The following is a 20,767-nucleotide window of genomic DNA, read 5'->3' on the forward strand; positions in this document are numbered from 1 at the left end:
CTCCCCCTTATCGATTTAGACTATAATGACAATATTACAAAGCATAAGAAAGTTTCCCAAAAAACTGCACATCCCTTTTCACTCCAAACATATTAAGTTTTTGCCATTCATATATGCTTACTCCAGCTTTTTCTATGTTCTTTAAGCCAACAAATCTTACTATAAAACTATTGTTATTAGATTGCTTGATAGGTTCGAAGTTGATTACTGAAACATTATTGTGTTTAATGTTTTCAGTTTTTAAGAAGACTGTTCTAAGAATTGATTTACCATCAGCAGATAATACTTCGAAACCTAAAACAACTCCCTGGATACTATCGTTAATACAACTTAATGCTACTTCAACTTTATTCCAACCATCTCTTTCACAATAGACATTATAATATAAGATTTCATCAGTAGTAATCGGTGATGAAAAACCTAGAATATATCTGTTTAGTGACTTTGTGTTGCTAAGTATACTGGAGTCAAGTAGAGGTTTACAATCTTTATTTATTAGTTGTGTAAGATCTCTGCTTTCTTTTTTGATTAAATATCTTAATACATTCATTAATCTATATGCTTTGGTCTTTTTTAATAAATTATTTTCATGTAGAAGTTCCTCAATTATAATGTTTTTTTGCAATATAACCTTTTTTAACATTTTAGTATTATTCGATAAACTATTCTGCACATGAATATATTCTTTTTCAAGTTGTTCCTTTTGTCTATAAATCTCATTCTTTTCTTGAATTTTTTTTGAAACCTCTGTTTCTTTTTCCGTAAGTAAACTTTCTAAGTTGTGCTTAAATTGAATGGACATTTTTTCTTTTTCATCTTTATATTTTTTTAATTCTTCTTTTAATTTTTGTATGTCTTCTTCTTTATTTCTTAATTCTTTCCTTAAATCACTTTTGGTCTCCTTATCATTATGTTGCATTTCCTTTACAATTTTCTCCTGAAAAATTAGTCTATAATCTGTTAATTCTTTTTTCACTGCCATTAATTCATTTTGCCAGCTTGTTTTGTCCTTTTCATATAAAGACATTAAATCCTGATACTTTTCAACATATCTTCTTATTGTTACATGATTTGGTTCCTCTAGCTTGAGAAAAAGTTTCATTTTTTCAATTTCTTCAACTGATGTAGGCCTTTTAATTACTAAGAGGTGATACATTATTTCATCAACAACATTAATTCTACTTCTACGAAGCTCACTTTTTTCAATTTCCGACAACATTCTATATTCTGGAAAATAAAAGTATTCAATAGATAGGCATCTAAAGTCTATTTTTAAATTACTGTTATCACTCTCTCCCAGACCCCAACTAGCAGAGCTAGGAAATTTATAGTCCTCTTTTGGTATTAGATAGTTGTTATTTGAAGTAAAAAACCTTGGAGTATGTTCATTAAATGCTTGTTTGTGGTAAGGATTAGCCATATTTAACGATGTATTAAAATAAGGTGCCACTATACAGACAATGGCCATATGCTTGCATACTCTATATATTTCTTCCATTGTTTTCATTAAATCATCAACATGCTCTAAAGAATGGGAAGCTATAACGTAATCTACAACATCATTTTCTAAAGGAATGCCTTTGTTAATATCTGCTACAATATCTACCCCTGGAATATCTATTCTGTCGATTCCTATATAACCTGGTTGTCTTCTTTTTCCAGAACCCAAGTCAATTTTCATATATATAACCATTCCTTTCGCTTCGCTCAAGGCACAAAATGTAATGCAAGAATTCTTTCAGACTTCATCTCTCCTATTTATAAACAAAATAACATTTAGATACCTCTTCAGGGGTTCCGCTCATTTTAATGCTTCCAGCATCTAGCCATATACATTTATTACAAAAATCTTTCAAAGAAGTCATACTATGGGTTACAAATACTAAAATTTTTACCCTATCCATTAGACTATTAATTCTTTGTTTTGCTTTGTCTAAAAACCTTGCATCACCTGCACCTACTACTTCATCTAGTAAAAGAATATCTGGCTCTATAGCAGTAGAAATGGAAAAAGCAAGCCTCATAAACATACCAGAAGAATAGTATTTAACAGGAACATTTAAATGGTCTCCTAATTCGCTAAATTTAGCAATCTCTGACATTTTAGCTTTAATACTTTTAGGTGTTTCACCTAACATTAATCCCCTTAAATATATATTATCCCATCCATTTGCTTCCATTTCAAATCCAGTTGCTAGTTCAAACAAGCTGGCTATTCTACCTTCAACATATAACTCTCCCGATGTAGGGGGATATATACCAGCTATTACTTTGAGAAGTGAACTTTTTCCTGCTCCATTGTATCCAATAATACCTAGCTTATCACCATCTTTAATACTAAGGCTAATATCTCTAAGTGCATGAATACGTTGAGGTCTACTCAAGTGGTTTTTTAAGCTCTTGTTTGGAACAAATATATCCTTAAACCTTTTCTCATTATTAATATCATACATTAAGTTTAAGTTAATTAGTTGTATTATACTCATTGTTCACCTATAACCTATAATTTAAAAGTAATTTTTCTGCCGATTCTTATAGTAAATAACACAGATGCACACGCAAGTAACAAGGTAATTCCTAGTGCAATCGTCCATACATGAAAGTCTGTAACCATTTCACCTAGCAATGGTCTTCTAATAATCTCTAACATATAGTAAATCGGATTAAGTTGATATATAATGCCATAGTTTTTTTCAGCAAGAATGTCAGGTTTCCATACAATTGGGGTTACATAAAAAAAACCTTGTATTATCAGTCCTTGAAGTGGGGCATAATCCCGTATATGTGTATTAATTAATGCTGCCAATGTTGCTAAAGAAATACCAAATACTAACCATATAATAAGGGCAGGAACTACCATAAGCATAAAATAATTAAAATTCTCTGGGCTTATAAATAAATATACAATAAAAAATGCACCCAAACCAAATAACAGATTTGTAAATTCCACAAGTGCTGTCCTAATTGGAAAAATCTCAATTGGTGTCTGTGTCTGCTTAATATAACCTTGCGCAGAAATAAATGAAGTTGTTCCTCCTTGTGCACATGCTGAAATATACAACCATGGGATTAATCCTGAAAACAAATAAGGTACAAAGACTTTCATTGATATGCCCCATAATAAAGAGAAAACAGTTCCAATTATTGCTACCAAACCTAATGGGGTAACTAATGACCAAGCTATACCAAGTATAGTACCACGATATCTATTTTTAAGGTCTCTACTCACCAAACTAAACAGTATGTATCTACCATTATATATATTTTTAAAATATCTCAAGAGTTTCCAGCCTCTCCGTGATAATATTAGTGCCGTGCTTTTTCCAAGATTTTTTGCAATAAAACTTTGGCGGAATTCAATCCTTCTCTTTTAATTAAATTTATCAATTTATAAGCCCAATAGTTTTTATTACAACATGAAATACATACATCCTGTTCCAAAATGCTAGGAGCCTTATATTCAGTTAGTTCAGGGAATGCTCTGCAAACATCATTAGATATCGTAGTTAGGTTAAATTGTTCTCTAACCTGTTTTAACACATTATTCTTTATTCTTAGCAAATGATTAGGATTCTGAATTAAATATGAAATAGCATTAATCCATTGATGTTTATCGTTATCTGTCAACATTCCATTTATATTATTTACTACAATTCTTTTATAGGGTTCAACATTAGAATACACTCCGGCTATTCCTAGAGCTCCATATTCTAAGAACTTATTAAAATATTTACATGCATGAAAATCTGTTTGTGGTAAAGGAGCTAGCCCAATATCCCATTTTAATGAATGCATCCTCTCTGAATATTTATCATGTAATGTTTCATACGGTAGATAAATCACTGGATAATCAACATGAAAACTAGGTTTTACTCCAAAAAACTGAAATTCAATTCTATCTGAAAATCTATCATAAATATCTTTAATAGGTGCTTCTAAAAAAGTGTCGATAAAGTATTTATGATCCAAACCTCCAGCAAATCCTATTTTAATTTTGTCTTGTATTTTATCAATATTTATATCCATATCTGCTAGTAATGCCGGTGCATCTAATTTTGATGCTTTTTGAAAAAAACATTTATATTTATCCAACAATAGTAGATTAGTTGTCCATAGTCCATCACATTGTTTCATAATAGACAAAATATTATTTTGAACTACTTTATTACTGTAATAAATATAACTATTTGATGTTTCAGTTATATTTGGCAAATCATCATCAAGGAAATATATATTATACTTATGGAGCTTTCTACACTCTTTTGCTAAGTCGAGTTCTAAATCTTCAGAGCCTCTAATAAAAATTACAACGTCAGCAAATACAATATCACTTTTATTTACTTTTAAGCTCTCTTTGAACCTAAACTCTAATAAACCCCTTTTTTCTATTTCCTGAAGAGGTTTAATGACCCCCACTGTAGCAGATGGAATTGTACTTAAACATAACGCTAATACCCTTGTTTTTCTCATGTCTGTTACCTATTCTCTATAACCATTTTGAGAACACTTATGCTCTGTTTATCAGCAATTGACTCTTTTCTAAAACCAATTCTTTTATAAAGGTTAATAGCCCTCTCGTTATTTGACAAGACCTCTAAGTAAACCGTAAATAACTTCAGTTCTTTAAAGGCAAAGTCACACAATAGCTCTGTAGCCCTTTTAGCATAACCCTTTCCTTTATAACTATCATTACCAATAATCAGCCTTCCAAATTCAGCTGATAAGTTAGCAGTATCAATGTTATATAAAGAAGCTGTACCAATAGAACAATTGTTATTCTTAACATCCTCAATTATAAAAACTAAATCATTAGTTCTTTTTAGATAGCTTTCATACCATTCCAATTGCTGTTTTACAGATATAAGACCTTTATTGATAAACCATTTTCTATTATCTTCACAGTTTCTCCATTTTCGCAAGAACTCCAAGTCATCTCTATTAATTGTACGTAGAATTAAGTTTTCATCTTTAATAAGATATTTTTTTTTCAATACCTTCACCTTCATTTATTTACTGTAATTAATAATCTTATCACTAATATAATCTACGTCTTTTTTAGTCATTTGCAGATGTAAAGGCAGAGAAAGAATTCTGCCACTTAAATAATGGGTCCGAGGACAAGTTCCATTAGCATATAGATACATCTCATACTCAGTATTATCTCTATAGTGTACTCCAGGGTAGATTTCACTTTCATTTAATGCTAATAATAACTCGTCTCTATTGTTAACCTCAATTATATATAAGTGTCTTGAAGATTCACAGCCTTCAGATACCATAACCGGTTTTATTTTATTGCTCCAATTTGCAAAGTTTTTGTCATACCAGACAGATAATTGCCTACGATATGAATTATCTTGATCTAAATATTTTAATTGCACAAGCCCTATTGCAGCCATAATTGAATTTCCATGATACTTATATCCTAGGTGTTCTACATCGTACTTCCATTTATAAGCTCCTTTAGAACTAGTCCTGCTGTATGTATCTTTATTTATACCCAACCAGGTTAGCTTTCGACAAAGCTCATCATTCTCAAAATCTTTAAAACATATCATTCCAGAATCTGCTGTTGGTAAGTTTTTTACTGCTTGAAAAGAATACACTACTACATCAGCTTCTTTACCTGGGATTTCCCCATTTAACCGTGTTCCAGCCATATGAGCAGCATCTAATATAAGTTTTAAACCATGCTTCTTGCACAGCTCAACTACTCTTGTATACTCACCTGTGTTTCCACCTATTCCCACATATAAAACTGCCTTAGTTTTGTCTGTAATTTTCTTTTCTATATCCTCTGGAGAAATACATAAACTATTGTCTATGTCAGCAAAAACAACTTTCAAATTTTCATAAGATATAGCATGATTAGTTGATATAAAGGTTAAAGGAGTAGATATTATCTCATCCAAATCTCCCCACCCGTTTTTCATTTTAAGAACTTTAATTGCAATATGCAACCCAGCAGTTGCAGAATTTAAAAAATGGGCATTTGGCAATCCTGTATATTTTTTCCATTCCTCTTCAAATTGAACAGTTTTAAAACCTAATCCAGTCCAACCTTTTTCCAAGCACTCTTTAATTTCTTGCAAACACTCATCAACCCTAAAAGTAGGCACAAAAAGCTGTAATCCCATGTTTTTCTCTCCTTAAAAAACAATTCATTTATTTATTTAACGATTTTGTTCGTTATAATTAATTCCGCAAAGACCAATTCTAATTGTTTTTCCCAATGCGGTAAGCTGATTCCAAAAACATTAAAAAGTTTAGTATTAGACAAGATAGAGTTTTTTGGCCTGGCAACATTTGATGGATAATCTTCACTTTTAATATGGTTTATTTTTACAAATCTATTGGAATGTATCAAACAGTATTTTTTTACTATTATATTTGCAAAACCATACCAGCTTGTATACCCATCAGCAGTCATATTGTAGATACCCTTATGTTTATCAAATGAATTTAAAAGACCCTGATTGCACTGTAATACTATTTGTGCAGTAGCCTCAGCTATCATTCTACTCCAGGTAGGTGAGCCTATTTGATCATCTACGACGTTAAAAAACTCTTTATCTTTTATAAGATCTAGTATTTTTAAAAAAAAATTTTTTCCTCTTATACCATAGGCCCAGCTTGTCCGAAAGATAAAATAAGGAGCTCCGCTATTTTGGATGTTTCTTTCACCCTCAAGCTTGGTTTTTCCATAGACATTTATAGGGTTTGGTTCATCTTCTTCTGTATATGGACTGTTTTTTGTTCCATCAAATACATAGTCAGTTGAATAGTGTATTATACCTGCTCCGATTTTCTTTGCTTCTTCAGCAAGAATGCCTGGTGCTATACCGTTTATTGCCATGGCTAGCTCAGGCTCTTCCTCAGCTTTATCCACAGCAGTATAGGCAGCAGCATTAACAATAAGCTGAGGCTGGACCTTTCTTACTCCAGTACGAATTGCCTTTTCATCTGTAAGATCTAGATCTTCAATATCCCAGGCAGTTATTTCACCCAGAGTAGCCATGGTTCTCTGAAGCTCCCAGCCAATCTGCCCATTTTTACCTAACAATAATATCCTCATGGTTAGTCCTCCATACTGAAGGGGCTGTTAGCTTCATCCTCATGGCGTATTTCATCAACTGCATCTTTCTTTCCCCAGCCCATGAAAAGCTTATCGGGATAATTTATCACCATACCCCTGGCGGTTTTAGATACATTCTTATAACCATGGATAATCCCAGGGGGAATTATTACTGTAATTGGATTATCTTCTCCTCCATAAAGCAGCATATAGTTTCCATATGTATCACTTTTCTCTCTGTTATCCCAGAGCTTTATTTTAAAATTGCCAGGGCCTATAAAAGAGAAGATATCAGTTTGCTCAACATGCTCATGGGGCCCCCTGCTAACACCTGGTTCTGTATATGAAACATAACTCATAATAGGATTCAAACCTTCAGGTAATTCATCCACCCTCATGGTTTCTGTTAAATAGCCTCTTTCATCTACATGTTTAACTAGCTTTTGTATTATAACTCCGCTAATTTTATCCTTTTTCCAATTTGCCATTATGCTTCTCCTTAGTTAAGATACCTTAAACAAATTGATTAAATAGTCTTTGTAATAGCAGTTACACATGCTGCTAATAATAGCTTTCAACTGGCTCTTATCAATAAAGCCCATCCGATATGCTATTTCTTCAATACATGCTATTTTTAGTCCTTGTCTTTTTTCTATAGTTGCAATGAAGTTTGCAGCATCCAGTAAGCTTTCAGGTGTTCCCGTATCCAGCCAGGCAGTCCCCCTGCCCAATAGCTCAACACTTAATTTGCCTTTTTTAAGATATTCAATGTTGACATCAGTTATTTCAAGTTCGCCTCTAGCTGATGGCTTTAAGTTTTTAGAAATTTCTACTACCTGGTTATCATAAAAGTACAGGCCTGGAACTGCATAATTAGATTTTGGATTCCTGGGTTTTTCCTCGATGCTTAATACCTTGCCAGCTTCATCAAAGTCTACAACACCATATCTCTCAGGGTCCTTTACCCAGTAACCAAAAACAATGGCACCATCATTTAAATCCCCAGCTTTTCTTAGGGTGTTGGTAAGACCATGCCCATAAAAGACATTGTCCCCTAGTATAAGACAGACATTATCGTTACCTATAAATTTTTCTCCAATAATAAAGGCTTGAGCTATTCCTTCAGGCTTTTCCTGAACTTCGTAGGAAAAATTCATACCCAATCTGCTGCCATCACCCAAAACCTCTTTATATTTTGGTGTGTCTTCTGGAGTAGATATAATTAATACATCCTTAATTCCTGCAAACATAAGAGTTGACAGCGGATAATATATCATAGGCTTGTCATAAACTGGCAGCAACTGCTTGGTTATAGCAATTGTACAAGGTTTTAATCTAGAGCCTGAGCCACCCGCTAAAATAATACCCTTCATTTTTATTACCAGCTCCTTTTTAACCGACCCTATCAGTGTAATTTAAATCCATCCATTTTTTGTATTCACCGGTTTTAATGTTTTCTATCCAATTACTATTATCCAAGTACCATCTTATGGTTTTCTTTAAACCTGTTTCAAAGGTTTCCTTGGGATACCAATTTAGTTCTCTTTGAATTTTTGAAGAATCAATGGCATATCTGAGATCATGTCCTGGTCTGTCCTTAACAAAGGTAATTAAGCTTTTAAAATCCTCAGGGCTTTTACCTGCTTCTCCAGCCAGAACCTCACATATCTTATGAACTATGTCTATGTTTGTCCATTCATTATTTCCACCAATATTGTAGGTTTCGCCAAGCTTACCCTCTTGAATAACCTTCCAAATAGCTTCGCAATGATCTGTAACATAGAGCCAATCCCGTACATTTTCCCCTGTACCATATATGGGCAGAGGTTTACCTTCTAGAGCATTTAATATCATTACTGGTATTAATTTTTCTGGGAACTGATATGGGCCATAGTTATTTGAGCAATTTGTTATCTTTATTGGAAGTCCATATGTACGAAAATACGCCCTTGCCAGATGGTCACTAGAAGCCTTTGAAGCTGAATATGGGCTGCTGGGATCATAATTTGTTTCTTCTGTAAATAAGCCTGTTTCCCCTAATGAGCCATATACCTCATCTGTACTTACATGATGAAAAATCTTACCATTTTTATTAATCCAGCTCTTTCTGCACGCCTCTAACAGGTTAAACGTGCCCACTATATTCGTATGTATAAATTCTGCCGGTCCTAATATACTCCTATCAACATGGCTTTCAGCTGCAAAATGAACAATTATATCAGGTGCATATTTTTCAAATACATCTATAACCTGATTATAGTCAGCAATATCGCACTTGATGAAGGTATAGTTAGACATATCTTCTATGTCTTTTAGATTTGAAAGATTAGCTGCATATGTAAGCTTATCAAGATTTATAAAGCTGTATTCCGGATATTTTGGTACTAACAAATTCAGAAAGTTGGATCCTATAAATCCAGCACCACCAGTTACTAGAATCCTCAAAAAATCTCCCCCTTCTCAAAAGCAAGCTAGAATCGTAACACACCATGATACCCCAGGCATCTCAAATCATAAAGAAAACTTGGCTTTCGCCAAGACTTTTGGCGCCAGCGAAAGCCTTAGTTGCACCAATAGTTCTAGCATTTTTAATGCGTAGAAATACCAGCCCCTTTGGGGCACTTATACTATCTACATTTTAAAGATATACTTTCTGATAGCGTAAAAAATTACAGACTATTTGTCATTTAATGTCTGTTCTTATTTAATCTTCTATATTATTAAATGAATTCCTGCTAAAAAACAAAAAATTTAACCAACAGTTTTTCCCATTATATCCAATGTCTTAGTAGTTCCAAGCAAAAACTACTTAACAAATACTTTGTTAAGAAAAAAGGTCAACTTAGGATTCAGGTAATCTGCAGGGGGGATGTTCTTGTTTGATTTGAAATGATATAATGTAGTTAGTTATTATCAGTTGATTTTAGTTGATAATAGTTGTATAATTATTATCGGGGTGATAGTATATGTTAAAAGGCAATGAGCTGATGACTGCTAAAGAGCTAGCTGAAGCTTTAAACCTTTCTGCGGAAACAATCTGGAGGTACACCAGGGAAAAGAAAATCCCCTATATTGAATTGGGGGCCAGACAATACCGCTATAATCTGGAGGAAGTGATTAGTAAGCTTGAGGGGCAGGTTGTGCAGGAGGAAAAGGCTCAGTATCTAACTGATACGTCAAAAAAATACACCTACCAGGACTATTTAGAACTGCCGGAGGAGCCGGGTTACCGTTTTGAAATACTTGAGGGTATGCTGGTTAAAGAACCGTCACCTAATGTCATGCACCAGAGGGTCTCCCGCAGGCTCCAGCGTATCCTGGAAGATTACTTCTGGGAGCATGATCCCCAGGGGGAAGTATTTGATGCTCCCCTTGATACGACTTTTAAAGAAATTACTGTGGTTCAGCCTGACCTGTTTTATGTTTCTGGGGAGCAAAAAGACATTATTAAAGACACCAGAGTTGACGGCCCGCCCACCCTGGTTGTGGAAATCCTTTCTCCATCAACCAGCCGCAAGGACAGGCTTATAAAAATGCGTATCTACCAGAAGGCCGGGGTCAGATATTACTGGCTTGTAGATCCTGAAGAAAAAACCATGGAGTGCTTTGCCCTAAAAGACGGCCTCTATGCCTTGATTGCTGCAGCCTTGGAAGAGGATGTTTTAGAGCATCCAGATTTTCCAGGGTTAACCATTAAGCTGGGGCCCCTGTGGGAAAATTAATCGCATAAAACATAGCGTAATAAGATCTATTAATTATACTACTTAAACTACCTTCATAGGCAAGTAAAGTTTTTGCAATTATTTCTTTTATAAATTATTTCTTTGTTCTTTAGTTAAGCTATCAACAATTACAAGAATATCTATATCAGAGTCAGGACTTTGATCATTTCTTGCATATGAACCATATAGGAATATCTTTATGTTGTTGCCAAGGTTTTTTCTCAAAATTGAACTTAATTCCGCCAATATTGTCTCAATATTTTTTTCATTATATAATTTTTAATGACTATCAATTTTGCTCAGGAAAACCTTGCCCCTCGAACTAGTGTTTGCTATAATTAATACAAACAACAGTTCGGGAGTGGTTGTCGTGGCAAAACAAAACTCAATAAATTTAATGCAATTTCAAACAATATTTAGTTCAGAAGAAGCTTGTTATAATCATTTATACCAGATGAAGTGGTCTGATGGATTTAAGTGCCCAAGATGCGGGCATTCACAAGCTTACAAGATTAAAACCCGAAAGTTTCCTTTGTATGAATGTGTTGATTGTAAACATCAAACTACTGTTACTGCTGGAACAATCTTTGAAAAAACTAGAACAGACTTACGTATCTGGTTTTTGGCAATATTTTTAGTTGCTCATGACAAGCGTGGAAACTCTGCTACTTTCCTTTCAAACCAGTTAGGTATCTGCTATCAAACCGCCTGGACAATGCTTCATAAAATCAGAAAGGCTATGGGTGAACGTGATACAAATTATACTTTAGCCGGTATTGTTGAGCTTGATGATGCTTATTTTGGTTCTCCTACTAAAGGTGGTAAACGTGGTAGAGGTACAGAACAAACTCAAGTATTAGTAGGCCTATCATTAAACTCAATAGGGCAGCCACTATATGTCAAGATGGAAATAATTCCTGACTTAAGAGGAACTACAATTAGTGATTTTGCTCAAAGAACTATTGAAGAAGGTTCTGTTATTTCCAGTGATAAGTATCGTTCATATAACGTACTAGCTGCTGATCCTAAATATGAGCATAAACCAAAGATATTTAACCCAAAAGAAGATTCCGAGCATCTTAAGTGGCTTCATACTATTATTTCAAACGCAAAAGCTTTTGTAGCAGGTACCTACCATGGACTAGGAACAAAGCATTTGCAGGCCTACTTAAACGAATTTTGTTATCGCTTTAATAGAAGAATGTTTAAAGGTGAATTATTTAATAGATTGGTAAAAGCCTGCGTTTCTGTTTCAACGATTACTTATCCTGAGCTAGTTGGATAATCATTTAATTTTTTAAAAAACAACTAAAGGTGGTTGGAAATGGACCTGATTTTCACTGAAGACTGTCTTAGGTATAAAGCTAAAGGGCACCCAGAAAGTCCTGAAAGGATTAAAGCTGCTTACGAGTTTTTATTTGACAAGTTTAATATCCTAACCCCGGAACTAGCAAATGAAAAGGATCTTTTACTTGTACATGATGCCAGACTAGTAAAAATAATAAAAAGCGGCAAGTTTTATGACATAAATAGTCCAAATTACGAGAATCTATACTATTATGCTGCCCTTTCTGCAGGCGGTGCAATTAAGGCCCAGGAGGTACAAGGATTCAGTCTAATGCGCCCACCCGGACACCATGCAGGCAAAAACTTTTTGGGAGGATTTTGCTATTTTAACAATCTAGCTGTAGCTGTAAAAAAGTCAGGTTTGAAAACACTTATTGTTGATATTGATGCACACCATGGCAATGGTACAGAAGATATTTTTTATGGCGATAAACAAGTTGTTTTTATATCCCTGCACCACGCAGGGATATTTCCAGGCAGCGGAAATTATTCGCTTTTAAATATACTAAATTTTCCATTGGCAAGACGCTGTGGTGATAAAACATATATTAAAACCCTTGCTGAGGCCCTGGATTATGTGTCTGACGAAAATTTTGAACAGCTTGCCATTTCGGCAGGGTTTGATGGTCACGAGAGAGATCCTTTAGCCTCTCTAGGATTGACTACTTCTGCCTATGAGAAGATTGGAAGTATGCTGACCAGACTTAATCTGCCCACCTTTGCTGTTTTGGAAGGAGGCTATGCAGTAAATGATTTAAAGCATAATATTCTAGCTTTTATTAGAGGCTTTAAATCTGGCAAAATATAAACACTTTAATGTCAATCCCCAAAGGACAGGCCTATCTCTCTGCATGTCTTGACTAATGGGTCATCTATAGGTACCAGGCGGACCCCCTTGACTTGTTCTAAAGGGATGCTGGTAATCTTATTTTCTCTAAGCACCACCATTTCACCAAATCTGCCTTTAGCAGCTAGCTCTGCTGCCCTGGCTCCCAGCTGGGTGGCAAAGACCCTGTCAAAGCTGTTGGGAGAACCTCCCCTCTGCAGGTGACCTAGAATTGTAGCCCTGGATTCTATCCCAGTGTATTCTTCAATAACCCTGGCCAGCCAGCTGCTGACACCGCCAAGTCTTGGAACGTTGAAAATATCCATGCCTATTCCTTCCCTGACAATCTGCTCGCCAGAGAGGGTTTTAATTCCTTCAGAAACTATGATCAAGCTAAAGCTTTTGCCCCTTGCTATCCTTTCCTGTATGGTTTTGTTGATGGATTCAAGATTATAGGGAATCTCTGGTATGAGTATGATATCTGCCCCGCCGGCAGCACCCCCATGGAGGGCTATCCAGCCGGCATCCCTGCCCATTACTTCTAATATCATGACCCTGTGGTGAGATTCTGCTGTGGTATGGAGCCTGTCCAGGGCATCTGTTGCAATATCAACTGCACTGTTAAAGCCGAAGGTCATTTCCGTTCCTACAATGTCATTGTCTATTGTCTTGGGTACCCCTATCACCTTAATATCAGTACTGGCAGATATCTGGTTGGCAAGCCTCATGGAGCCATCCCCTCCAATGACAACCAGACAGTCAAGCTTTAAAGCATGATAGTTTTCATTCATTGTCCCTGACATGTCTAGATAAACCTCTTTGCCGTCAACAATCTGCTTGAATTTAAAAGGGTTGTCCCTGTTGGTTGTGCCCAGGATGGTACCACCCCTGGATAGTATTCCTGATACACTCTCATGGTTTAAAACAATATATCGGTTTTCAATAAGGCCTTTAAAACCATCTTTAAAACCAAATATTTCATGGCCTCGACCAATACCCGAGCGTGTAATGGCTCTAATAACTGCATTTAATCCGGGACAATCCCCTCCACCTGTTAAGACTCCTATACGCATTGTAAGACCCCTTTCTTTTTTTACTTGCTTTACACCTTTACTTGCTTTAAACCCTAAAGCCTATTTTTTGCTAGTAAAATAGTATTTGGGCTTCTTGCAGCAGCATGGATTAATAATTAGCTACATTTTACCACTCTTGCGGCTATAGTTCTATGAAATAACTTCAAAAGGGAAGAATTTCAAAAACTATGCTGCATTATAGTATTAACAGCTATTTTTTACGGCTTCAACTTATAATGGCAAGCCTTTTGATGCTTAAGGAGTTTATTGATTGAGGCCATATGGTATAATTTATGTGAATAAAATAAATTACATGGGGAGGTCACTATGAAAAAAATAGGTTTTATTGGTCTAGGGACCATGGGCCTGCCAATGGCAAACAATCTTTTAAAAGCAGGTTATGAACTTATAGTGTATAATCGTTCAATGGACAGGGTGAAACTGTTAGAAGGTGAGCTGGTTACAGCAGCTGATACTCCTGCCGAAGCAGCTGCCAGAAGTGAGGTGGTTTTTACAATGCTTTCCGCAGACAAGGCTGTAGAAGAGATTGTCCTGGGCAGGGATGGCGTCATAGAAGGAGCAGCTTCAGGATTGATAGTTGTAGACTGCACCACCATCAATCCCGCCACGTCAAAAAAACTGGCTCAAGTCCTGGCTCATAAAGGCATGGAGTTTTTAGACGCTCCTGTTACAGGCAGTGAACCCCATGCCGTTAAGGGTGTATTGACCTTCATGGTTGGCGGGAACAAAGAAATCTTTGATAAGTGCTTCCCTTTGTTTGAGGTCATGGGACAAAAGGCTGTACATGTGGGGGATCATGGAACAGGTTCAACTGCAAAGCTGGCAAATAATCTTATTGCTGTAGTCAATATGCTTGCTCTTGCTGAGGGAGTTACCATGGCAGCAAAAGCAGGCATAAATCCAGAAACATTTATGAAGGTTATACAAGGTGGTGGAGCAGGCAGCGGCATGGCTGAATACAAGCTTCCCAAGATATATAATCGAGACTTTACACCTACCTTTAAAAATGACTTGATGTATAAGGATTTAAGCCTCATATCAGCTTTTGCAGCAGAAAATGAAGTGCCAGTACCAGCCTTGTCCATGACAAAGGAATTTTTCCGCATACTGCTAAACAAAGGTTTGGGACACGAGGACGTGTGTGCCATAGTAAAGCTTTATGAGGAGTGGGCAAGGGTAGAGGTAAAGAAGTGATGGGGGACTGACCCCTTTTGGGAGGAACTGGGAAGCCGTCAGGCTTTCTGGTTCCAACCGTTTCCATTCCATCATGCCTGTTACGGCTGGGGCTAACCTGCACAATAATAATTTGGATATAATCCTTTGTGCTGCATTTGACTTAGTCTACAAGCTTAGTCTATAATATAATTAAGGTGGTGAGTATTTATGACTGACAAGAAAATAAATGTCCATGAAGCAAAAACCCATTTTTCAAAGCTTGTAGCACGTGTCATTAATGGTGAAGAATTTATTATTGCCAAAGCAGGGAAACCCGTAGCTCGGCTGCTCCCCATCAAGGAAAAAGCTTCCAAGAGACTTCCGGGAAGCGCTAAAGGTAAAATATTCATTAGTCCAGATTTTAACTCACCTCTTCCAGAAGATATGCTAAAGGAGTTTGAAGAATGAAGATGCTTTTAGATACGCATGCTTTTCTTTGGTGGATTACAGATGATCCTCAATTATCCATTGCTGCTCGAAATATTATTAGTAATGGGGAAAACCAAATTTTTTTAAGTGCAGCTAGCGGATTGGAAATAGCAATAAAAGCCCGACTTGGCAAATTAAAAGTGCCTGCCAATGTTGAGCAGTTTATATTCGAACAGATGGCAGCTAATAATTTTGAAGTTTTACCTATCAAACTGAGCCATGCAGTACATGTTTATGCCCTACCCGACCACCATCGCGATCCCTTCGATCGTCTCCTTATTTCTCAGGCACAGCTGGAAGACCTCTCCTTGATAACTGCGGATGCTCAAATTGCAAACTATGAAGTAAAGACAATATGGTAGAAATTCTATATTTATTCTCTATTTTGCTTTAAATAAGCCAAGATTTCTTCTTGAAATTTTTCAATGTCATCCAGATTATTAGAGATAATTTCATATCTATAGGCATCTACCCCTACCTCCTCTAACAATTCGTCAAGATATAACTCTAAAAACGGCCTGAAATCAGCAGCCCGCCGAAGAATACTATCTTCATACTCTTCTTTATACTCTTTAGAAACACAATAAATACACTCCCCACAAATGGCTCTAGCTTGAAATACTGAGTAGGTTTCCTGCAAAAAAACCAGGTCTAATGGGAAGGGGGTATTTAGGGGGACTGACCCCTTTTGACTCTTTTGGGAAGAACTGGAAAGCCATCAAGCTTTCTGGCTGTCAAATCAACGTACCTGTCCCCTTGTCTCTCTGTCCCCTTGATTTTTATTACTTCCCAGCCCATTATATTGCTGCAGCTTCTATTTTAGTTTAGTAACTTTATTTAAATATAGAAAGTATAGCTTTATATGCAGGATATATACTACGAACAAAGAAATTGTTTTTAAAAATAGTTAAGGGGTGGGTTGTTATGCAGAGTAAGGTTCATAATGAAGGCAAGAAACTAGCCCAGCTTACAAAGGTGTTGGCAGCAGCTGCCATGGGCATGGAAAAGGCAGATGCTGTTATTACAGGGGCAAAGATTGTCAATGTTAATACTGGAGAAATAGAGCAAGGCAAGGATGTGGCAATTAAGGCAGGCAGGGTTGTTCTAGTAGGCAATTCAGAACATACCAGGGGTGATGATACTCAAATAATTGATGCTTCGGGATACTACCTCACACCAGGATTTTTGGACGGACATGTCCATGTGGAAAGCAGCATGGTCACTGTCACCCAGTTTGCCAGGGCTGTTTTGCCCAGGGGAACAACTACTGTCTTCATGGACCCCCATGAAATTGCCAATGTACTGGGAATGAATGGGGTCAAGCTCATGATAGAAGAAGGCAGGAAACTCCCCTTACGAGTCTATGCTACCATGCCGTCATGTGTTCCAGCAGCACCAGGCCTTGAAGATGCCGGGGCAGTATTTGGACCGGACGAAATAGCAGAGGCAATGGAATGGGACGAAATCATAGGCTTGGGGGAAATGATGAACTTCCCCGGGGTAATATATGGTGATGCAGGTGCCCATGGAGAATTAGACGCCACCTTAAAAAGCGGCAAGGTTATTACAGGGCACTATTCTATACCGGATCTTGATATTGGGCTGCAGGCCTACGCTGCAACTGGCATTGCCTCCTGCCATGAAAGCACAACCATGGAAGACGCCCTGGTCAGGATGCGTTTGGGAATGTATACCAAGATGAGAGAAGGATCTGCCTGGCACGATGTAAAAGCAACTGTAAAATCCATTACAGAAAACAAAATAGATACCCGTTATGCTGTACTTGTATCAGATGACACACATCCCCATACCCTTTTAAACCAGGGACATTTGGACCATGTTGTCAAAAGAGCAATCCAGGAAGGGGTAAATCCCATTACTGCAATTCAAATGGTAACAATTAATACAGCACAGTGTTTTGAAGTAGACAGGTTCATGGGCAGCATTGCTCCCGGCAGATATGCTGACATCCTGTTTATCAAAGACCTGGCTGATGTAAGTGTTGCCAGAGTCATGGCAGGTGGTAAGATTATAGCTGAAAATAACCAGCTGATTACAGAATTAGAAACCTTCTCTTATCCAGCTAGTGCCACCCAATCAGTTCATCTAAAGGAAAAGCTAGAGCCTAAACATTTCATCATTAAAGCTCCCATTAAAGAAGGCATGTCCAGGGTAAATGTAATGGAAATAATTGAAGCCCATGTTGGTACAAAGCACAGAATCATGGAATTACCTGTGGCAGATGGCATCCTCCAATTAGCTGATGATGTCCTTAAGGTAATGGTCATGGAACGCCATGGTGTTAATGGAACCAGTGGAATAGGCCTGGTTAAAGGCTTTGGTATCAAAGCCGGGGCAGTTGCCTCCACTGTGGCCCATGACAGCCACAACCTTTTGATAATGGGTGCAAATGACAGGGATATGGCCTATGCCGGCAATGTCCTGGCAGAACACGGTGGAGGAATGGTAGCTGTCAGAGACGAAAAAATACTGGCCTTGCTGCCCCTTCCCATTGCTGGGCTCATGTCACCAAGGCCTGTAGAGGAAGTCCAGGACCTTGTAGAAAAAACGGATAATGCATGGAAGGAACTGGGCTGTCAGCTGGTGTCTCCCTTTATGACCATGGCTTTAATAAGCCTGCCGGTGCTGCCTGAGCTAAGGCTCACAAATCGAGGCCTGATAGATACGGTAAACTTCAAGATAATCGACCTATTTGCAAAGGGATAAATACAAGGATAAATATAGACAGACAAAAAGCCTCCCGTGGAGGAGAATACCATGGGAGACTTTTATTTTCTTATTTATTCAATTGGCTCTGCATACTGGAGGGTATCCAGGGTTCTTTTAAGCACTGTGGCTAACTCTGCCCTTGTAAGAGCAGCATCTGGAAAGAAGTTTTCACTGGTTCGACCCTTCATAATACCGGCATTGAATACAAAGGACAAGGCACTGCTTTCTTCTGAAGTCAAATCCATGGTATCTTCATATACGGGGAACATGAGGGTGGTTGCTACTGATAGTTTCTTAAATGCAAAGGACTTGTTTACTGCTATTGCTGCTTCCATTCTTGTTATTTCTTTTCCTGTATTAAAACCAAAATCTGGCTCATAATCAAACTCAAAAATTTTGTCCAGGTATTTCACAAGCTCTTCACCAGTAACGGCCTTGTTTGGTTCAAACTCTCCCTCTAAATCTCCCCATACTCCCCTGGCTTCCAGAAGGGTTATATTTTCATATGCCCAGTGGTTTTCTATGTCGGTGAACCTTGTCTCCATGGCAATAGGTATCACCTCTCCTGCAGCAGGTGCAGATATGGGTATAATCTCTTCATAAGAAGCAGCTTTATCAGTATTTGCACCAGCTAAAGCCATTGTGGTTCCTCCTATTAGAATTGCACCTGCTAATACAGCCTTCAGTAACTTACTTTTCATAGATTAACAGCCTCCCTTTCATGTAGTTATCTTATTAGACGCAGGAAACGGGAGGTTTGTTCCCTGATGGGGGACTGACCCCTTTTGGGAGGATCTGGAAAGCTGTCAGGTTTTTTGGTTCCGACCAAGTATAACCGTCATTTTTAAGCAGTCAGCCCATTCTTAAATAATTGAAGTGCCTAAAAATATTTTAAGCTTATATTCGCCATCTTCAAGCAGATAGGGATCATAAAGATGATCCAAATTCATTACATCCATTTTTAATTGGCACTCGCTGAAGACCTTCACCCATTCCGCATAAGTAAACAACCCTAGTGTGTGAGTCTCGTGGTGGATGTTTAACTCACCATTCTGGCGGATCAGGTAGATCATTGTGGCTTCATAGGTGCCGTCAGATAAGATAAAATTACTCTCGAATACAGTGATATGAATGTCATCTTTTTCACCGCTATAGGCAAAATTATTGTTTTTGAATTCTTCCTTGATATGGGCGACAACCAACAGAACCCCGTCAGGCTGTAAGTGTTTTTTCGCAGTCTTCAGGGTGGCCGTTAAGTCCTCAAAGGTACGCATATACATAACGGAATCTGGTATAGCAACTACATCGAATTTCTTGCCTAGTTCAACATTTCTCATGTCACCTTTTATATATACGATTTCCGAATTTGTCGCGCTCGCAATGCTGAGCATCCCATCGCTAAGGTCAACGCCTGTAACTGAAAAATATTTTTTGAAATGAAAATCATGTCCTCCTGCGCCGCAGCCAAGATGCAGCATTGTAGGTTTCTTTCCAGAAACGCGGCCTTCTAGGGACTTTACGTAGATCATCGCCTCATCTTTATAGGTTTCCGGTGCGGCAAGAATATGCTCTGTCCAAGCCAGATCATTATAAGCCTTCCAACTCATCTCTTTTCACCTCTTTTCAACCGTGCTTCCTTGGGGGACTGACCCCTTTTGGGAGGAACTGGGAAGTTAACGGGAGATTTTTCCTCCAGGACGTCTCCTTATTTTCCCCTTTAATTCTAGTATGGATAAGGCTTCTAGGAAACTCGATAGATTTCTTTGAAAAGGCTGTGCTAGCTGGTCTTCATTCAAAGTCATGTTTCCTAAAAATTCTAGGATTTGCTCTTCTATTAACGAATTTCCAATTTCATCTGCTGAGTTTTCCAGGTGGGTTTTAAACGTCATGTGTTTTGGTTTCAATTTGTCATTTGGCTCGGTAAATTCTACTATATCTAGTATATCCAATGCCAGCTGATATGGCTCTATATATATTTGTGCACCATTTTTGATTAACCTGTTTGTGCCCTTACCTTCACTATGATAAATTCCACTGGGGACTGCCAAAACTGTCCTATTATTTTCCATTCCCCACTGGGCGGTGATTAAACTGCCGCTATAAAGGCTGGCTTCCACTACCAATATTTTGTGAGCCCAGGCACTGATTAAGTAGTTCCTCATGGGGAAATTGGCTCTCCTGGCAGGTGTCCCTGGTGGATACTGGGATACGACAGCACCCTTTTCTATTATTGCTTCCATTAGACCTTGATGCTCCTTTGGATAGCAAATATCCACTCCATTTCCTAGAAAGGCCAGGGTATACCCACCTTCCTTCAAACATGCTGTAT

The 20,767-nt window shown here is 37.4% G+C and carries 22 protein-coding genes and 1 pseudogene; 7 read left to right on the forward strand and 16 right to left on the reverse strand.

The window, feature by feature from the left end; translation table 11 throughout:
* Positions 1–34 precede the first annotated feature (34 nt).
* From K364_RS25650 to rfbB, 10 genes are all read right to left on the reverse strand, one after another.
* The gene (locus K364_RS25650) at positions 35–1,681 is read right to left on the reverse strand and encodes a methyltransferase domain-containing protein (RefSeq protein ID WP_051533996.1); all 1,647 of its coding nucleotides are present in this window, start codon (positions 1,679–1,681) and stop codon (positions 35–37) included.
* A 73-nt stretch (positions 1,682–1,754) separates the two neighbouring features.
* Entirely contained in the window at positions 1,755–2,486 is a 732-nt protein-coding gene (locus K364_RS0111570; protein ID WP_028308157.1) for an ABC transporter ATP-binding protein, read from the reverse strand.
* Between the two features lie 14 nt (positions 2,487–2,500).
* Positions 2,501–3,280: an ABC transporter permease gene (locus tag K364_RS0111575; protein WP_035268592.1), complete on the reverse strand. Its 780-nt coding sequence runs from the start codon at positions 3,278–3,280 to the stop codon at positions 2,501–2,503.
* A gap of 26 nt (positions 3,281–3,306) precedes the next feature.
* Positions 3,307–4,470: a glycosyltransferase family protein gene (locus tag K364_RS0111580; RefSeq protein WP_028308159.1), complete on the reverse strand. Its 1,164-nt coding sequence runs from the start codon at positions 4,468–4,470 to the stop codon at positions 3,307–3,309.
* Between the two features lie 5 nt (positions 4,471–4,475).
* Positions 4,476–4,991: a GNAT family N-acetyltransferase gene (locus tag K364_RS23845; protein ID WP_051533997.1), complete on the reverse strand. Its 516-nt coding sequence runs from the start codon at positions 4,989–4,991 to the stop codon at positions 4,476–4,478.
* 15 nt (positions 4,992–5,006) lie between these two features.
* Positions 5,007–6,137 carry a DegT/DnrJ/EryC1/StrS family aminotransferase gene (locus tag K364_RS0111590; protein ID WP_028308160.1) on the reverse strand — a complete coding sequence of 377 codons (1,131 nt, stop codon included), beginning with the start codon at positions 6,135–6,137 and terminating at the stop codon, positions 5,007–5,009.
* 32 nt (positions 6,138–6,169) lie between these two features.
* The gene (rfbD, locus tag K364_RS0111595; RefSeq protein ID WP_028308161.1) at positions 6,170–7,075 is read right to left on the reverse strand and encodes a dTDP-4-dehydrorhamnose reductase; all 906 of its coding nucleotides are present in this window, start codon (positions 7,073–7,075) and stop codon (positions 6,170–6,172) included.
* 2 nt (positions 7,076–7,077) lie between these two features.
* Entirely contained in the window at positions 7,078–7,563 is a 486-nt protein-coding gene (locus K364_RS0111600; RefSeq protein WP_028308162.1) for a dTDP-4-dehydrorhamnose 3,5-epimerase family protein, read from the reverse strand.
* A gap of 15 nt (positions 7,564–7,578) precedes the next feature.
* Complete coding sequence (rfbA, locus tag K364_RS0111605; protein ID WP_028308163.1) at positions 7,579–8,448, reverse strand: glucose-1-phosphate thymidylyltransferase RfbA; 870 nt, start codon at positions 8,446–8,448, stop codon at positions 7,579–7,581.
* A 19-nt stretch (positions 8,449–8,467) separates the two neighbouring features.
* A complete protein-coding gene (gene rfbB / locus K364_RS0111610) occupies positions 8,468–9,520 on the reverse strand; it encodes a dTDP-glucose 4,6-dehydratase (protein WP_028308164.1) in 1,053 nt (350 codons plus the stop codon).
* A gap of 521 nt (positions 9,521–10,041) precedes the next feature.
* Between rfbB and K364_RS0111615 the strand changes: the two genes are divergently transcribed.
* Positions 10,042–10,797, forward strand: coding sequence for a Uma2 family endonuclease (locus tag K364_RS0111615; RefSeq protein WP_028308165.1), 756 nt, complete (start codon positions 10,042–10,044; stop codon positions 10,795–10,797).
* An 87-nt stretch (positions 10,798–10,884) separates the two neighbouring features.
* Here the strand turns inward: K364_RS0111615 and K364_RS27920 are convergent, their stop codons facing one another.
* Entirely contained in the window at positions 10,885–11,043 is a 159-nt protein-coding gene (locus K364_RS27920; protein ID WP_207640846.1) for a nucleotidyltransferase domain-containing protein, read from the reverse strand.
* Positions 11,044–11,167: 124 nt separating this feature from the next.
* Between K364_RS27920 and K364_RS0111620 the strand changes: the two genes are divergently transcribed.
* Positions 11,168–12,082: an IS1595 family transposase gene (locus tag K364_RS0111620; RefSeq protein ID WP_051533998.1), complete on the forward strand. Its 915-nt coding sequence runs from the start codon at positions 11,168–11,170 to the stop codon at positions 12,080–12,082.
* A gap of 39 nt (positions 12,083–12,121) precedes the next feature.
* On the forward strand, positions 12,122–12,952 hold the full coding sequence (locus K364_RS23850; RefSeq protein ID WP_051533999.1) for a histone deacetylase family protein: 831 nt from the start codon (positions 12,122–12,124) through the stop codon (positions 12,950–12,952).
* A gap of 11 nt (positions 12,953–12,963) precedes the next feature.
* Here K364_RS23850 and K364_RS0111630 read toward each other — a convergent pair whose 3' ends face one another.
* Entirely contained in the window at positions 12,964–14,043 is a 1,080-nt protein-coding gene (locus tag K364_RS0111630) for a 6-phosphofructokinase (protein ID WP_028308167.1), read from the reverse strand.
* Between the two features lie 324 nt (positions 14,044–14,367).
* Between K364_RS0111630 and K364_RS0111635 the strand changes: the two are divergent.
* The 3 genes and pseudogenes from K364_RS0111635 to K364_RS0111645 form a co-directional block, all read left to right on the forward strand.
* Positions 14,368–15,258 (forward strand): annotated as a pseudogene (locus tag K364_RS0111635) (NAD(P)-dependent oxidoreductase); the annotation flags it as partial.
* A 189-nt stretch (positions 15,259–15,447) separates the two neighbouring features.
* Entirely contained in the window at positions 15,448–15,687 is a 240-nt protein-coding gene (locus K364_RS0111640; protein WP_028308169.1) for a type II toxin-antitoxin system Phd/YefM family antitoxin, read from the forward strand.
* The gene (locus K364_RS0111645) at positions 15,684–16,070 is read left to right on the forward strand and encodes a type II toxin-antitoxin system VapC family toxin (protein ID WP_028308170.1); all 387 of its coding nucleotides are present in this window, start codon (positions 15,684–15,686) and stop codon (positions 16,068–16,070) included. Before K364_RS0111640 ends, K364_RS0111645 begins: the two co-directional genes overlap by 4 nt.
* A gap of 11 nt (positions 16,071–16,081) precedes the next feature.
* Here the strand turns inward: K364_RS0111645 and K364_RS25655 are convergent, their stop codons facing one another.
* Positions 16,082–16,348, reverse strand: coding sequence for a hypothetical protein (locus K364_RS25655; RefSeq protein WP_051534000.1), 267 nt, complete (start codon positions 16,346–16,348; stop codon positions 16,082–16,084).
* Positions 16,349–16,632: 284 nt separating this feature from the next.
* Between K364_RS25655 and ade the strand changes: the two genes are divergently transcribed.
* Entirely contained in the window at positions 16,633–18,435 is a 1,803-nt protein-coding gene (gene ade / locus K364_RS0111660) for an adenine deaminase (protein WP_051534001.1), read from the forward strand.
* A 74-nt stretch (positions 18,436–18,509) separates the two neighbouring features.
* On the opposite strand, the gene K364_RS0111665 is transcribed toward ade, so the two are convergent.
* The 3 genes from K364_RS0111665 to K364_RS23860 form a co-directional block, all read right to left on the reverse strand.
* On the reverse strand, positions 18,510–19,139 hold the full coding sequence (locus K364_RS0111665) for an S-layer homology domain-containing protein (protein WP_028308172.1): 630 nt from the start codon (positions 19,137–19,139) through the stop codon (positions 18,510–18,512).
* 162 nt (positions 19,140–19,301) lie between these two features.
* Complete coding sequence (locus K364_RS0111670; RefSeq protein WP_028308173.1) at positions 19,302–20,045, reverse strand: class I SAM-dependent DNA methyltransferase; 744 nt, start codon at positions 20,043–20,045, stop codon at positions 19,302–19,304.
* A gap of 66 nt (positions 20,046–20,111) precedes the next feature.
* On the reverse strand, positions 20,112–20,767 hold a 656-nt coding region (locus K364_RS23860), incomplete at its 5' end, for a DNA-processing protein DprA (RefSeq protein WP_035269126.1).

The organism is Desulfitibacter alkalitolerans DSM 16504, assembly GCF_000620305.1.
GTDB classification, from domain to species: Bacteria; Bacillota; DSM-16504; order Desulfitibacterales; family Desulfitibacteraceae; genus Desulfitibacter; species Desulfitibacter alkalitolerans.

Bases quoted from the DNA above. Each gene is read 5' to 3' on its own strand.
- K364_RS0111615 (WP_028308165.1), top strand. From the start codon at position 10,042: ATGTTAAAAGGCAATGAGCTGATGACTGCTAAAGAGCTAGCTGAAGCT.
- K364_RS0111590 (WP_028308160.1), bottom strand. From the start codon at position 6,137: ATGGGATTACAGCTTTTTGTGCCTACTTTTAGGGTTGATGAGTGTTTG.
- K364_RS0111645 (WP_028308170.1), top strand. From the start codon at position 15,684: ATGAAGATGCTTTTAGATACGCATGCTTTTCTTTGGTGGATTACAGAT.
- ade (WP_051534001.1), top strand. From the start codon at position 16,633: ATGCAGAGTAAGGTTCATAATGAAGGCAAGAAACTAGCCCAGCTTACA.
- K364_RS0111665 (WP_028308172.1), bottom strand. From the start codon at position 19,139: ATGAAAAGTAAGTTACTGAAGGCTGTATTAGCAGGTGCAATTCTAATA.
- K364_RS23850 (WP_051533999.1), top strand. From the start codon at position 12,122: ATGGACCTGATTTTCACTGAAGACTGTCTTAGGTATAAAGCTAAAGGG.
- rfbD (WP_028308161.1), bottom strand. From the start codon at position 7,075: ATGAGGATATTATTGTTAGGTAAAAATGGGCAGATTGGCTGGGAGCTT.
- K364_RS0111630 (WP_028308167.1), bottom strand. From the start codon at position 14,043: ATGCGTATAGGAGTCTTAACAGGTGGAGGGGATTGTCCCGGATTAAAT.
- K364_RS0111640 (WP_028308169.1), top strand. From the start codon at position 15,448: ATGACTGACAAGAAAATAAATGTCCATGAAGCAAAAACCCATTTTTCA.
- K364_RS0111670 (WP_028308173.1), bottom strand. From the start codon at position 20,045: ATGAGTTGGAAGGCTTATAATGATCTGGCTTGGACAGAGCATATTCTT.
- K364_RS25650 (WP_051533996.1), bottom strand. From the start codon at position 1,681: ATGAAAATTGACTTGGGTTCTGGAAAAAGAAGACAACCAGGTTATATA.
- rfbA (WP_028308163.1), bottom strand. From the start codon at position 8,448: ATGAAGGGTATTATTTTAGCGGGTGGCTCAGGCTCTAGATTAAAACCT.
- K364_RS0111570 (WP_028308157.1), bottom strand. From the start codon at position 2,486: ATGAGTATAATACAACTAATTAACTTAAACTTAATGTATGATATTAAT.
- K364_RS0111600 (WP_028308162.1), bottom strand. From the start codon at position 7,563: ATGGCAAATTGGAAAAAGGATAAAATTAGCGGAGTTATAATACAAAAG.
- K364_RS0111580 (WP_028308159.1), bottom strand. From the start codon at position 4,470: ATGAGAAAAACAAGGGTATTAGCGTTATGTTTAAGTACAATTCCATCT.